Annotated in this window: 11 protein-coding genes and 2 riboswitches; of the genes, 8 read left to right on the forward strand and 3 right to left on the reverse strand. The window is 61.5% G+C overall.

What is annotated here, in order from left to right; genetic code table 11:
* Window positions 1-134: 134 nt before the first annotated feature.
* Entirely contained in the window at window positions 135-1,061 is a 927-nt protein-coding gene (locus tag ASE71_RS00715) for a LysR substrate-binding domain-containing protein (RefSeq protein WP_060521954.1), read from the reverse strand.
* Window positions 1,062-1,192: 131 nt separating this feature from the next.
* Here ASE71_RS00715 and ASE71_RS00720 point away from each other — a divergent pair, with 131 nt between their 5' ends.
* The 7 genes from ASE71_RS00720 (at window position 1,193) to nrdF (ending at window position 9,635) form a co-directional block, all read left to right on the forward strand.
* Entirely contained in the window at window positions 1,193-1,504 is a 312-nt protein-coding gene (locus ASE71_RS00720) for a hypothetical protein (protein ID WP_060521953.1), read from the forward strand.
* 18 nt (window positions 1,505-1,522) lie between these two features.
* A riboswitch (cobalamin riboswitch) is annotated at window positions 1,523-1,742 on the forward strand.
* Between the two features lie 99 nt (window positions 1,743-1,841).
* Window positions 1,842-4,196, forward strand: coding sequence for a 5-methyltetrahydropteroyltriglutamate--homocysteine S-methyltransferase (gene metE, locus ASE71_RS00725; RefSeq protein ID WP_060521952.1), 2,355 nt, complete (start codon window positions 1,842-1,844; stop codon window positions 4,194-4,196).
* On the forward strand, window positions 4,193-4,993 hold the full coding sequence (locus tag ASE71_RS00730) for an acyl-CoA thioesterase (RefSeq protein ID WP_060521951.1): 801 nt from the start codon (window positions 4,193-4,195) through the stop codon (window positions 4,991-4,993). Before metE ends, ASE71_RS00730 begins: the two co-directional genes overlap by 4 nt.
* Window positions 4,994-5,143: 150 nt before the next feature.
* Window positions 5,144-5,370: riboswitch (cobalamin riboswitch) on the forward strand.
* 387 nt (window positions 5,371-5,757) lie between these two features.
* Window positions 5,758-5,979 carry a glutaredoxin-like protein NrdH gene (nrdH, locus tag ASE71_RS00735; protein ID WP_034805557.1) on the forward strand — a complete coding sequence of 74 codons (222 nt, stop codon included), beginning with the start codon at window positions 5,758-5,760 and terminating at the stop codon, window positions 5,977-5,979.
* Window positions 5,980-5,991: 12 nt separating this feature from the next.
* On the forward strand, window positions 5,992-6,408 hold the full coding sequence (gene nrdI, locus ASE71_RS00740) for a class Ib ribonucleoside-diphosphate reductase assembly flavoprotein NrdI (RefSeq protein WP_060521950.1): 417 nt from the start codon (window positions 5,992-5,994) through the stop codon (window positions 6,406-6,408).
* Window positions 6,378-8,531, forward strand: a complete 2,154-nt coding sequence (gene nrdE, locus ASE71_RS00745; RefSeq protein ID WP_060521949.1) for a class 1b ribonucleoside-diphosphate reductase subunit alpha — start codon at window positions 6,378-6,380, stop codon at window positions 8,529-8,531. Before nrdI ends, nrdE begins: the two co-directional genes overlap by 31 nt.
* A 129-nt stretch (window positions 8,532-8,660) precedes the next feature.
* Window positions 8,661-9,635: a class 1b ribonucleoside-diphosphate reductase subunit beta gene (gene nrdF / locus ASE71_RS00750; RefSeq protein ID WP_060521948.1), complete on the forward strand. Its 975-nt coding sequence runs from the start codon at window positions 8,661-8,663 to the stop codon at window positions 9,633-9,635.
* 82 nt (window positions 9,636-9,717) lie between these two features.
* Here the strand turns inward: nrdF and ASE71_RS00755 are convergent, their stop codons facing one another.
* The gene (locus ASE71_RS00755) at window positions 9,718-10,914 is read right to left on the reverse strand and encodes a multidrug effflux MFS transporter (RefSeq protein WP_060521947.1); all 1,197 of its coding nucleotides are present in this window, start codon (window positions 10,912-10,914) and stop codon (window positions 9,718-9,720) included.
* 189 nt (window positions 10,915-11,103) lie between these two features.
* On the opposite strand from ASE71_RS00755, the gene ASE71_RS00760 reads away from it, so the two are divergent.
* Window positions 11,104-11,772 carry a TetR/AcrR family transcriptional regulator gene (locus tag ASE71_RS00760; protein WP_060521946.1) on the forward strand — a complete coding sequence of 223 codons (669 nt, stop codon included), beginning with the start codon at window positions 11,104-11,106 and terminating at the stop codon, window positions 11,770-11,772.
* Window positions 11,773-11,802: 30 nt separating this feature from the next.
* On the opposite strand, the gene ASE71_RS00765 is transcribed toward ASE71_RS00760, so the two are convergent.
* The gene (locus ASE71_RS00765) at window positions 11,803-12,087 is read right to left on the reverse strand and encodes an acylphosphatase (RefSeq protein WP_060521945.1); all 285 of its coding nucleotides are present in this window, start codon (window positions 12,085-12,087) and stop codon (window positions 11,803-11,805) included.
* Window positions 12,088-12,148 lie beyond the last annotated feature (61 nt).

Here is a 12,148-nt window from a genome sequence, read left to right on the forward strand (position 1 = left end):
TCTCTGCGGTTGGCCGCAGTCTTTAGGGAGCCGCCATGTCAGTTTGGTAACAGCCGTTCTCAGCTGATTTTCAGTTTCTCCATGAAAGCGTCATCTTCAGAAGACCGACGGGCCGAGTAGGCCCCGTTGTGTCTCTACATTGCGCCGCGGTAGGTCCGACGCGACGCCGGACAGGATTGCTCCATCACGGTCGAAAGCATGGCGTTCGACGCATCGGCCTCGGCGACGACCCAGTCGCGAAAGGCCTGGATCTTCTTCTGCCGCCTGGTGCTTTGCGGATAGACGAGCCAATAGGCGCGGCCGTCGCGCACCACATGCTCGAACGGCCGGATGAGCCTGCCGCTCTTCAGTTCATCCATCAGGAAGGTCGAGACGGCAATCGCAATGCCGTGATCCGCAAGGATTGTGGCGACATCCATCGCCTGCACGTCGAAGATCAATTCGGTGCCATTGCTTGCCGGCGGCTCGACGCCGGTTTCGATCATCCACCGCCGCCACCAGCTGGCGTTGCCGAAACGCCGGACTCTCAGAACGTCCGCGGGCTCCTTGAGCTGGTGCTTTTCCAGGAAGGATGGCGTGCAGACAGGCACGTAATCGAGCGGAAACAAGGGAAAGACATCGTTGCCCGGCCAGTCGCCGGCGCCGCTGCGCACCGCGAGATCGATGGCGTCACGTTTGAAATCGACCAACTCGGTCGACATGTGCACCCTGATGCTGATGTTGGGATGCGCGGTCTGAAACGACGCGAGGCGCTGACCGAGCCAGCTCGACACGACGGTTGGCAGCACCGAGATGTGCAGGTGATGCTCGGTCTTGTCGGCGATCTCCGAGAAGGCCGCCCCCAAGAGATCGATCGCTTCGGTCACCTTCGGCGCTAGCTGCCGCCCGGCGCCGGTCAATCGCACCTCGCGCGGAAGCCGAACGAACAGCGGCGCGCCGATGCGATCTTCCAACAGCCGGATCTGATAGCTGACGGCCGCCTGCGTCATGCCGAGCTCTTCGGCGGCGCGGGTGAAACTCAGGTGCCTGGCGGCGGCCTCAAAGGCGCGCACCGCACTCATGGGAGGAATCTTGCTCATGGAACTGAGATAAGCATTCTTTATGCCAGCATGCGAGAAATCGCTTTGCGCGAAACGGCAAAAACCCTCACTTTTTTCGCGAACACACGCCCTTGAAAGAAGTGAGGATAGCAATGCTTAGCGCAGTGCGATCAACGATTTACCATGTCCTGAACTGGGCCGATAAGACCCTCAACCCTCCGGTTGCCATCGACACGTTCAACGAGTTCCAACTCCGGGATATCGGCCTGACGCGAGATCAAGAGCATATCCGCGCGCGCGTTGGCGACGCGGCGGATCCGTGGCAGTGGCCGGAGGAGGACGCTTCGACCAAACCGCAACCGTCCCGTGAGCGGAAAGCAATGGAAAGACCTCGTCCTGCCATTGTCTCGCCGCGGGCGGCGGCGGGAGAGAATAAAGACATAAGCATTTCTTTATGCGATTGACGAAAAACTCGGAACAGGGCATTGTCGCCCCATCGTGGTTCTTCGCCCGCCTTTGGAGGGACGGAGCTAAGAGGGAATTCGGTGCGGCGCCAGACAAGCGCCCATGCCGGAGCTGCCCCCGCAACTGTAAGCGGAGAGCGGCCGTTCGAAGATGTCACTGAGGGAGACGCCTCGGGAAGACGGAACGGTCCGCGACGACCCGCAAGCCAGGAGACCTGCCGCGATGAACAACGTCCACGGGCGGGGTGTCCGATGAGGCGCGTTGAGGACGCGGGATCGCTCTCGCGCCGCGGCTGCGTCGCATTCAAGCCTTGCCCATAACCTTCGGGGTAAGGAAATGACCATCAAGACTGCCAATCTCGGTTTCCCGCGCATCGGCCGCCGTCGCGAATTGAAATTCGCGCTCGAACGCTATTGGGCCGGAAAGGCCAGCCGCGGCGAACTTCTCGATACCGGAGCCAAGCTCCGCGCTGAAAACTGGGCCGCGCAGAAAACGCGCGGCATCGACATCATCCCCTCCAACGACTTCTCCTTCTACGACCACGTGCTCGATGCCGCCGTGCTTGTCGGCGCAATCCCGCCGGCCTATGGCTGGACGGGCGGCCCGGTCGATCTCGACACCTATTTTGCCATGGCGCGCGGCTCGGCCGGAACGCCCTGCGCCGCCGGCTGCACCCATTCGGGAAGCAGCAGCGGCACTCCCGCGCTCGAAATGACAAAGTGGTTCGACACCAACTATCACTACATGGTGCCCGAGTTCGACAGGGATCAGCGCTTCGAGCTCACCCACAATCGGCCGCTGGAAGCCTTCCAGGAAGCTCAAGCCCTCGGCTATCGCACACGCCCGGTGCTCATCGGCCCGGTGACACTGCTGAAGCTCGGCAAATCGAAGGGCGGCGACTTCGATCCGGTCGATCTGATCGAACGGCTCCTGCCCGTTTACGTGAGGGTCCTGGCGGAGCTTGCTGACGCCGGCGCCGATTGGGTCCAGATCGACGAGCCTTGCCTGGCGCTCGATCTCGCGGACAAGGATCGTCGCGCCCTCGACCTCGCCTATCGCACGTTCGACACCGACGTGCCCGGACTCAAGATCATGCTGGCGACCTATTTCGGCTCGATCGGCGACAACACGGCAACGGCGTTGGCGCTGCCGGTCGATGGACTGCATGTCGATCTCGTGCGCGCGCCGCAGCAGATCGACACGCTCATCCAATCGGCTCCGGCGGACCGGGTCCTATCGCTCGGGGTCATCGACGGCCGCAACATCTGGCGGACCGATCTGGCCAACCTGTTCCGCCGGCTGCAGCCTCTGACTTCGACCCACGGCCGCGACCGCATCGAGCTCGCACCTTCATGCTCACTCCTGCACGTGCCGATCGATCTCGAGCTGGAGCGTGCGCTTGATCCGGAACTTTCCTCCTGGCTCGCCTTCGGTACGCAGAAACTCGACGAACTCAGCCTGCTTGCCAGCGCCTTCGAGCCGGGGCTTGCCATTTCCGAGCACGTTTTCGCCGCCTCGATCGCGTCCGCCCAGGCGAGGCTCACCTCACTCAGGATCCATGATCCTTTGGTCGCCGGGCGCTTGAAAGCGCTGACGGATGCGGACAGCAAGCGGCAGTCCCCGTTCGCGGGTCGCCGGGCACTGCAGGCGAAGAAGCTGTCATTGCCGCTCTTCCCGACAACGACGATCGGATCCTTCCCACAGACATCGGAGGTTCGGCAGGCCCGTTCACTGCATGCGAAGGGCGAACTCAGCTATGTCGACTACACCGCCTATCTTCGCCGAGAGACCGAACTGGCGGTGCGCTGGCAGGAAGAGGTCGGCATCGACGTACTCGTTCACGGCGAGTTCGAGCGCAACGACATGGTGCAATATTTTGGCGAGCAGCTCTCGGGCTACGCCTTCACCCAGAGCGGCTGGGTGCAGAGCTACGGATCGCGCTGCGTGCGTCCGCCTGTTATCTTCGGCGACGTTTCGCGACCAAACCCGATGACGGTCGAGTGGGCGACCTTCGCGCAGTCGCTGACCGATCGCCCGGTCAAGGGCATGCTGACAGGTCCGGTCACCATGCTGCTATGGTCCTTCGTTCGTGACGACCTGCCACGTTCCGTGGTGTGCCGGCAGATCGCACTAGCACTGCGCGATGAAGTCTCGGATCTCGAGGCCGCCGGCATCGCCATCATCCAGATCGACGAACCAGCACTGCGCGAAGGCCTGCCGCTGCGAAATGCCGATCGCAAGGCCTATCTCGACTGGGCGGTGGAGTGCTTCCGTCTCAGTGCAGCCGGGGTGGGCGATGCGACCCAGATCCACACCCATATGTGCTACTCCGAGTTCAACGACATCATGGCCGCAATCGCGGCGATGGACGCCGACGTCATGTCGATCGAGACGTCGCGATCGAAGATGGAACTGCTCGGCGCCTTCACCGACGAGGCCTATCCGAACGAGATCGGCCCGGGCGTCTACGACATCCATTCACCACGCGTGCCCGGCGTCGAGGAAATGGTGCATCTCATCGAAAAAGCGACCGAGGGCCTCACGCCGGACCAGATCTGGGTCAATCCCGATTGCGGACTGAAGACCAGGCGCTGGGAAGAGACGCGGCCGGCGCTCGTTAACATGGTCGCCGCCGCCCGCTCGCTTCGAGCGGCTTTTGCCGCCGATACGCGCGAAGCCGTCAAAGCATGACGGGGCAGCACGAAGTCACGACGGCGCCGGGGGAAACCCCGGCGCCACAAACCCTGATCGACATCGTTTTTCCAGGCGATACCAATCACCATGGCACGCTCTTTGGTGGCGCCGCCCTCGCGTCGATGGACCGGATCGCTTTCATCGTCGCCACCCGTCACGGGCGCGTTCCCTTCGTCACCGCATCCTGCGACCGCATCGATTTTCGTGCGCCTGCGCGCATCGGTCAGATCGTCTGCTTCAGCGGCCGTCCGGTTCGTGTCGGGCGCCGCTCGATGGTGGTCGAGGTCGAGATGATCGCGGAAGATATCGCCACCGGCAGCCGCGCCCTTTGCAGCAGGGGCACCTTCACCATGGTCGCGATGCCCCGTGCCGATGAAACGGATTGGACGCTGCCGCAGCTCGATGTGGCAACGGACACGCCCGAAGAGGCGGGCACCCTACGCATGGTCGACATCGTCTTTCCCGGCCAGGCCAACAGCTTTGGCGCCATATTCGGTGGCAACGCCCTCGTGCATATGACGAAGGCCGCATTCGTCGTCGCGACGCGCCGGAGCCGCCGGGCGACCGTCCTTGCCTCCTGCACCGGTATGGACTTCAAGCACCGGATCATGATCGGTTCGATCATCGAACCCATCGCCCGCATTGTGCGGACGGGTCGCAGTTCAGCCACCGTCGAGGTCGAACTCTGGTCGGAAGAGCTCCTCACCGGTCTGCGACAGCGGACTGTTACCGGAACTTTCGCTATGGTCGCCGTCGACGGGGACAACCGGCCCGTGGCCGCTTTCGCTGCTTGATGGAATGGGGCGTCCGCACCAGGGGCGCCCTATCCACAACCTTGGTGCCAACCGGCTGTTTACTCCCCGTTATCCACACTGCAAAAGAAACCACCCTCCTACCCCCGCCGTCCACATACGGAACCTATTGACGCAGATTTGCGATGAACTACCATATCTAGTGTTCGAGGTTCTTCCGATTCGCAAGGATTGGGAGCTAAGACGGGAATACGGTGCGCCGGCGGGTTTCCGCTGAGGCTATGCCGTAGCTGCCCCCGCAACTGTAGACGGCGAGCGACTGTCCGGATTTGGACCACTGAGGCATGAGGCCTCGGGAAGGTCGGGATGGAAGCTTTGACCCGTAAGCCAGGAGACCTGCCTCGATCACCAAACGTCCACGGGCGGGGTGTCCGGAGGGGTTGAGTGCGTGGCAGGATGAGCCTGCCCGATCGTCTCGACGTCTCCCCGGCAGCCTGTCGAAAGCTTCGGGGTGAAGTCATGCCAGTTTCTTCCAGTTCAGATCCACCTTCTGCGGACGGGTGCGCGTTGTTGCGCGCCTGATTGAAAGGCCGCGCCTTGAAAACCCGCATCCGCGGAATTCCTGAGCGCCCGACCAAAACGAGCCGGCCCGGTTGCGTAACCGACCTTGGGCCAGCTTGACGACGTCAACTCCGGTCGAGTCGACCGGGGAGCGATGTTTCGTGTCCAATCGCCAACACCACGGTTCGCGTTCGCGCGATCCGACGACTTTTTGCGCCCATTTGCCAGACCCTCACGAGGAACCCATGTCGATCACCGTCTACAGCAAACCAGCCTGCGTCCAATGCACCGCCACAACCCGTGCGCTCGACCGCCAAGGCATCGATTATCGCATCGTCGATATCTCCGAGGATTCCGATGCATTCGCGCTGGTGCAGGGTCTTGGCTATCGGCAGGTCCCGGTCGTCGTCGCCGGCGAGCGGCATTGGGCGGGTTTCCGCCCGGACATGATCAGCGCGCTTTCCTGAAGGACGCGGGCGATGGGCCTGATCGTCTATTTTTCCAGTCGCTCGGAAAACACCCATCGCTTCGTCGAAAAGCTCGGCCTTCGCGCCGCCCGCATACCGCTCAGGGAAGGTATGGACGCACTTACGGTCGCAGAGCCCTATGTGCTGATCGTGCCGACCTATTGCGGCGACGATGGCCGCGGGGCGGTGCCGAAGCAGGTCATCCGCTTCTTGAACGACGCGGGCAACCGCTCTCACATCCGCGGCGTGATCGCAGCGGGCAACAGCAATTTCGGCGCGACCTACGGGATCGCCGGCGACGTGATCTCGGCCAAGTGCCGGGTACCCTATCTCTACCGGTTCGAGCTGCTCGGGACCGACGAGGACGTCGCCAATGTCAAAAACGGGATGGAACGATTTTGGACGTCACGACACTCGAACGCCCCTTGAAGGCGACGGAAGCAGCGCTCGACTATCATGCGCTGAACGCAATGCTGAACCTCTATGACGAAGAGGGACGGATCCAGCTCGACAAGGACCGGCAGGCGGCGAAACAGTACTTCCTCCAGCACGTCAACCAGAACACGGTGTTCTTCCATAACCTCCGGGAAAAACTCGATTATCTGGTGACCGAGGGCTATTACGAGCAGGAAGTGCTGGACCAGTATTCCTTCAACTTCGTGCGCGATCTCTACGATCATGCCTATTCAAAGAAGTTCCGCTTTCCGACCTTCCTCGGGGCGTTCAAATACTACACGTCCTATACGCTGAAGACCTTCGACGGAAAGCGCTACCTGGAACGCTACGAAGACCGTGTCTGCATGGTGGCGATGGCCTTGGCGCGCGGCAACGAGGGGCTTGCCCGCGATCTCGTCGACGAGATCATCTCCGGCCGCTTCCAGCCGGCAACGCCGACTTTCCTCAACGCCGGCAAGAAGAGCCGCGGCGAGCTCGTCTCCTGCTTTCTGCTCCGGATCGAGGACAACATGGAGAGTATCGGCCGCGCCATCAATTCGGCGCTGCAGCTTTCCAAGCGCGGTGGCGGCGTGGCGCTGTCGCTCACCAACATCCGCGAGATGGGCGCGCCGATCAAGCAGATCGAGAACCAGTCATCCGGCGTTATCCCGGTCATGAAGCTGCTCGAAGACAGTTTCTCTTACGCCAACCAACTCGGCGCGCGCCAGGGAGCCGGTGCTGTCTACCTGCACGCCCACCACCCCGACATCATGCGCTTCCTCGATACCAAGCGCGAAAACGCCGACGAGAAGATCCGCATCAAGACGCTGTCGCTCGGCGTCGTCATCCCCGACATCACCTTCGAGCTCGCCCGCAACAACGAGGACATGTATCTGTTCTCACCCTATGACGTGGAGCAGGTTTATGGCGTGCCCCTCACCGAGATTTCGGTGACCGAGAAGTACCGCGAGATGGTCGAGGATGCCCGCATCCGCAAGCGCAAGATCAAGGCGCGCGACTTCTTCCAGATCATCGCCGAGATCCAGTTCGAAAGCGGTTATCCCTACATCATGTTCGAGGACACGGTGAACCGGGCAAACCCGATCGCCGGGCGCATCACCATGAGCAATCTCTGCTCGGAAATCCTGCAGGTGAGCGAGGCGAGCGAGTTCAACGACGACCTCTCCTACAAGCACATGGGCAAGGACATCTCCTGCAATCTCGGTTCGCTGAACATTGCGGCTGCCATGGACAGCCCGGATTTCGGCCAGACGATCGAGACCTCGATCCGCGCCCTCACCGCCGTCTCCGAAATGAGCCACATCTCGTCCGTGCCCTCGATCGAAAAGGGCAACGACGACAGCCACGCGATCGGCCTCGGGCAGATGAACCTGCACGGCTATCTCGCCCGCGAGCGCATCTACTACGGCTCGGAGGAAGGCATCGATTTCACCAACATCTATTTCTACACGGTAACCTTTCATGCCATCCGGGCATCCAATCGGCTAGCGGTCGAGAGGGGCGTGAGCTTCAAGGGCTTCGAAAACTCGAAGTATGCGTCGGGCGAGTACTTCGACAAATACACCGAAGCCGAATGGCTGCCGGCGACCGAAAAGGTGAAGGGCCTGTTCGAGGAAGCCGGCATCTCGATCCCGACTCAGGAGGACTGGCTGGAGCTGAAACGGGCAGTGATGGAAGGCGGCCTTTACAACCAGAACCTCCAGGCCGTGCCGCCGACCGGTTCGATCTCCTACATCAATCACTCGACCTCCTCGATCCACCCGATCGTCTCGAAGATCGAGATCCGCAAGGAAGGCAAGATCGGCCGCGTCTACTATCCGGCCGCCTTCATGACCAACGACAATCTCGAATATTACCAGGACGCCTACGAGATCGGGCCGGAGAAGATCATCGACACCTATGCGGCCGCCACCCAGCACGTCGACCAGGGCCTGTCGCTGACCCTGTTCTTTCGCGACACGGCAACGACCCGCGACATCAACCGTGCTCAGATCCATGCCTGGAAGAAGGGCATCAAGACCATCTACTACATCCGCCTTCGGCAGATGGCGCTCGAGGGTACGCAGGTCCAGGGCTGCGTTTCCTGCGCGCTGTAACCTCGCATTCCAGTAACGGCCCCTCACCCTAGCCCTCTCCCCGCAAGCGGAGAGAAGGTGCCGGCAGGCGGATGAGGGGCACCCCCTCACCGCGCGATGAGGCATACACGATCACAAAGGTTCAACGACATGAACATGCACACCAAACCCGCAAGCCGCATCCGCGCCATCAACTGGAACCGCATCGAAGACGACAAGGATCTGGAGGTCTGGAACCGTCTGACCGGCAATTTCTGGCTGCCGGAGAAGGTGCCGCTTTCCAACGACATTCCCTCCTGGGCAACGCTGAAGCCGGAGGAGCGGACACTCACCATCCGCGTCTTCACCGGCCTCACCTTGCTCGACACGATCCAGAACGGCGTCGGCGCCGTCCGACTGATGGAAGATGCGGCCACCCCACATGAGGAGGCGGTGCTTTCCAACATCTCCTTCATGGAGGCGGTGCATGCCCGCTCCTATTCCTCGATCTTCTCGACGCTCTGCCTGACACCCGATGTCGATGATGCGTATCGCTGGTCGGAAGAGAACGAGTTCCTGCAGAAGAAGTCGGCGCTGATCATGGCGGAGTATGCCTCCGGCGATCCCCTGAAGAAGAAGGTCGCGAGCGTCTTTCTCGAAAGCTTTCTGTTCTATTCCGGCTTCTATCTGCCGATGTACTGGTCGAGCCGCGCCAAGCTCACCAACACAGCCGACATGATCCGGCTGATCATTCGCGACGAGGCGGTGCACGGCTATTACATCGGCTACAAGTTCCAGCGCGCGCTGGAGCGTTTGAGCGAGGAACGCCGCCAGGAGATCAAGGATTTCGCCTTCGATTTGCTGCTCGAACTCTACGACAACGAAGCGAAATACACCGAGGCGCTCTATGACGGCGTCGGCCTGACCGAAGACGTGAAGAAGTTCCTGCACTACAACGCCAACAAGGCGCTGATGAACCTCGGCTACGAGGCGCTGTTTCCGGCGGAAGCCTGCAAGGTCAACCCGGCCATTCTCTCGGCGCTTTCGCCGAATGCCGACGAGAACCACGACTTCTTTTCCGGTTCCGGTTCGTCCTACGTTATCGGCAAGGCTGTGGCGACCGAGGACGAGGACTGGAATTTTTAAGGACGGTCCATTCGGTCATACCTGACAACAAAAGGCCGGCGAGGACATCCTCGCCGGCCTTTTGGTTCAGCAATAGCAGCGCCTACTCTGCCGCGACCACCCGACTGCGGCCGATCGTTGCTTGCGTCAGCAGGAAGGCGGCAAGGGCGCAAGCGGCGATCGCGCCGGCCATCGGCAGGGCCGTTCCGTCGAAGAAGATAGTCGCAACCACCATGGCGACGGCGGCGGTGACAAAGTGCAGCGTACCCATCAGTGCCGAGGCCGTGCCGGCGATCTCGCCGTGGTCTTCAAGCGCCAGCACCGCCGAGGTCGGGATAACCAGGCCGAGCACGCCATAGCCGACGAAGAGGAACGCGGCCATGACAGGCAACTGGTTGAAGCCGAGGCTCATGACGATGAACATCGTGACCATGGTCAGCGCGAAGGCGCCGACGGCAAGATGCATGACCCGCACCAGGCCGAAGCGCTCGCCGAGCCAGCCGGTCGCCTGCGACACAGCGAAGAACGACACGGCATTGATCGAAAAGGCGATGCTGTACTCAGTCGGCGTCAGCCCATAATGGTCGATCAGCACGAAGGGCGAATTGGCGAGATAGACCAGGAACCCGGAAATGCCGAGGCCGCCGATGAAGGTGAGCGTCAGGAAATTGCGGTCGGAGAGAAGCAGGCGATAGGCGGCAAGCGCACTTGCGATACTGCTGTCGGCGCGATCCTTCTTCGGCCGGGTTTCCTGCAATTGCGTCGAGAGCAGGATCAGACCGATGAAGGCGGCGATCGTCACCGCATAGAACACGCCGCGCCAACCGTAGAAGCCGATGACGGCGCTGCCGGCAAGCGGCGCCAGGATCGGCGAAATGCTGAAGACCAGCATCAGCATCGACATCAGCCGCGCAGCCTGGACGCCCGTGTGCATGTCGCGCACCACGGCGCGCGGAATGACCATGCCAGCGGCACCGCCGATCCCTTGCAGGAAGCGGAAAGCGATCAGGGTTTCGATGTCGGTCGAAAGCGCGCAGCCGATGCTGGCGACGGTGAAGAGGCCGATGCCGAGATAGAGCGGCGCCTTGCGGCCCCAGATATCGGAGAGGGGCCCATAGACAAGCTGCGAGATGGCAAAGGAGATGAAGAACGCCAGCAGGCTGAACTGCACCACGCCGTTTTCGGCCGTCAGATCCTTGCCGATCGACGGCAGGGCCGGCAGATACATGTCGATTGCAAACGGGCCGATCGCCGAGATCAGGCCAAGCACGATCGCCGTGCGGAGGAAGGACGTTGTCATGGCAATGAACTTTCAGAAATCGCGGCGCCGAAATCGCTGCCGCCCGGATTGAAACTCAAAGACATCGTCGTGCCAGGATCGAACGTTGGGGATACGCATCCTGCGCTGACTATTCCGTCCATTAATTTGGACACACATGTCAAATTAGACAGCATTGTCTAAATCGTCAATGGCGCCTATCTTCGGTCCATGAAGAAATTTGATTTGGCCTCGGCTGACGCTCGCCCCCAGAAAGGGCAATTCGCGAAACGCCTCTCGATCCTGGAGGCCGCGGCCGATGTTTTCTGTCGGGAAGGCTTTTCCGGCGCCAGCATCGACGAAATCGCCATTGAGGCGGGTGTCTCGCGTCAGACCATCTACAATCACTACCGCGAGAAAGAGACGCTGTTCATGGCGGTGATCCAGGACATCATGGATCGCGTGAACGGCGTGCTTTTCTCCATCCTCGCGACCTTTCCTGAAAACGGCGATAACCTCGAGGAAGACCTGGCCGAATTTGCCGTGCGCCTCAACAAGAACTGCAATTGCAACCAGGACGCCAAGTTCATCCAGAAGCTGATCTCGACCGAGGGCAACCGCTATCCGCATCTCTTCCAGTTCTGGCGGGAGCAAGGACCCGGCAAGACCGATCGGGCGCTGGCGGCGCTGTTTGCGCGCCTTGCCCACATCGCACCGCTCGAAATCGACGATTTCGACCTCGCGGCGCGCCAGTTCATCGCACTGATCAAGGCCGACCTGCAGATGGGTGGGCTCTTCGGTGAAACGCCGAGCGAAGCAGAGCTGGAAATCAGCGCCCGCAGGGCGGTAAAGACGTTCCTGCGCGCCTATGGCCGCCCGTCAGCGGTTTCGGCAGGCTAACGCCACCCGGCGCCAAAAACCAATCCCGGCCTATTCGGTGATGCGAAAGTCACCGACGTGCTCAGGCGGCTCGACAAATTCGGCAACCACCTTTGAAACCCATGCCGCCGGCGGCCCGTCATGCAGGCGCTCGAGCATGAGGGTGACCGCGTCCTCCGGGCCGCTGATCAAGGCGGCTACCGACCCGTCCGCCTCGTTTCGAACCCATCCCACCAGACCGAGCTTGCGCGCCTCGTCACGCGTCCAGACCCTGAAGCTGACGCCTTGCACCCGCCCGAGAATGTGGACCAACGCCGTCTTGCCGGTCTCAGCCATGGCTCGTCTCCTTTGCCGTTTGTCATGAAATCTGGCGCAAGGCTGCGGAAAGACAAGCCAC

This window comes from Ensifer sp. Root954 (assembly GCF_001429005.1).
In the GTDB taxonomy this organism is placed as follows: Bacteria; Pseudomonadota; Alphaproteobacteria; order Rhizobiales; family Rhizobiaceae; genus Ensifer; species Ensifer adhaerens.

Coding starts and splice junctions, on each gene's coding strand:
- ASE71_RS00765 (WP_060521945.1), bottom strand. CDS start 12,087: ATGGCTGAGACCGGCAAGACGGCGTTGGTCCACATTCTCGGGCGGGTG.
- ASE71_RS00760 (WP_060521946.1), top strand. CDS start 11,104: ATGAAGAAATTTGATTTGGCCTCGGCTGACGCTCGCCCCCAGAAAGGG.
- ASE71_RS00715 (WP_060521954.1), bottom strand. CDS start 1,061: ATGAGTGCGGTGCGCGCCTTTGAGGCCGCCGCCAGGCACCTGAGTTTC.
- ASE71_RS00720 (WP_060521953.1), top strand. CDS start 1,193: ATGCTTAGCGCAGTGCGATCAACGATTTACCATGTCCTGAACTGGGCC.
- metE (WP_060521952.1), top strand. CDS start 1,842: ATGACCATCAAGACTGCCAATCTCGGTTTCCCGCGCATCGGCCGCCGT.
- nrdI (WP_060521950.1), top strand. CDS start 5,992: ATGGGCCTGATCGTCTATTTTTCCAGTCGCTCGGAAAACACCCATCGC.
- nrdF (WP_060521948.1), top strand. CDS start 8,661: ATGAACATGCACACCAAACCCGCAAGCCGCATCCGCGCCATCAACTGG.
- nrdH (WP_034805557.1), top strand. CDS start 5,758: ATGTCGATCACCGTCTACAGCAAACCAGCCTGCGTCCAATGCACCGCC.
- ASE71_RS00755 (WP_060521947.1), bottom strand. CDS start 10,914: ATGACAACGTCCTTCCTCCGCACGGCGATCGTGCTTGGCCTGATCTCG.
- ASE71_RS00730 (WP_060521951.1), top strand. CDS start 4,193: ATGACGGGGCAGCACGAAGTCACGACGGCGCCGGGGGAAACCCCGGCG.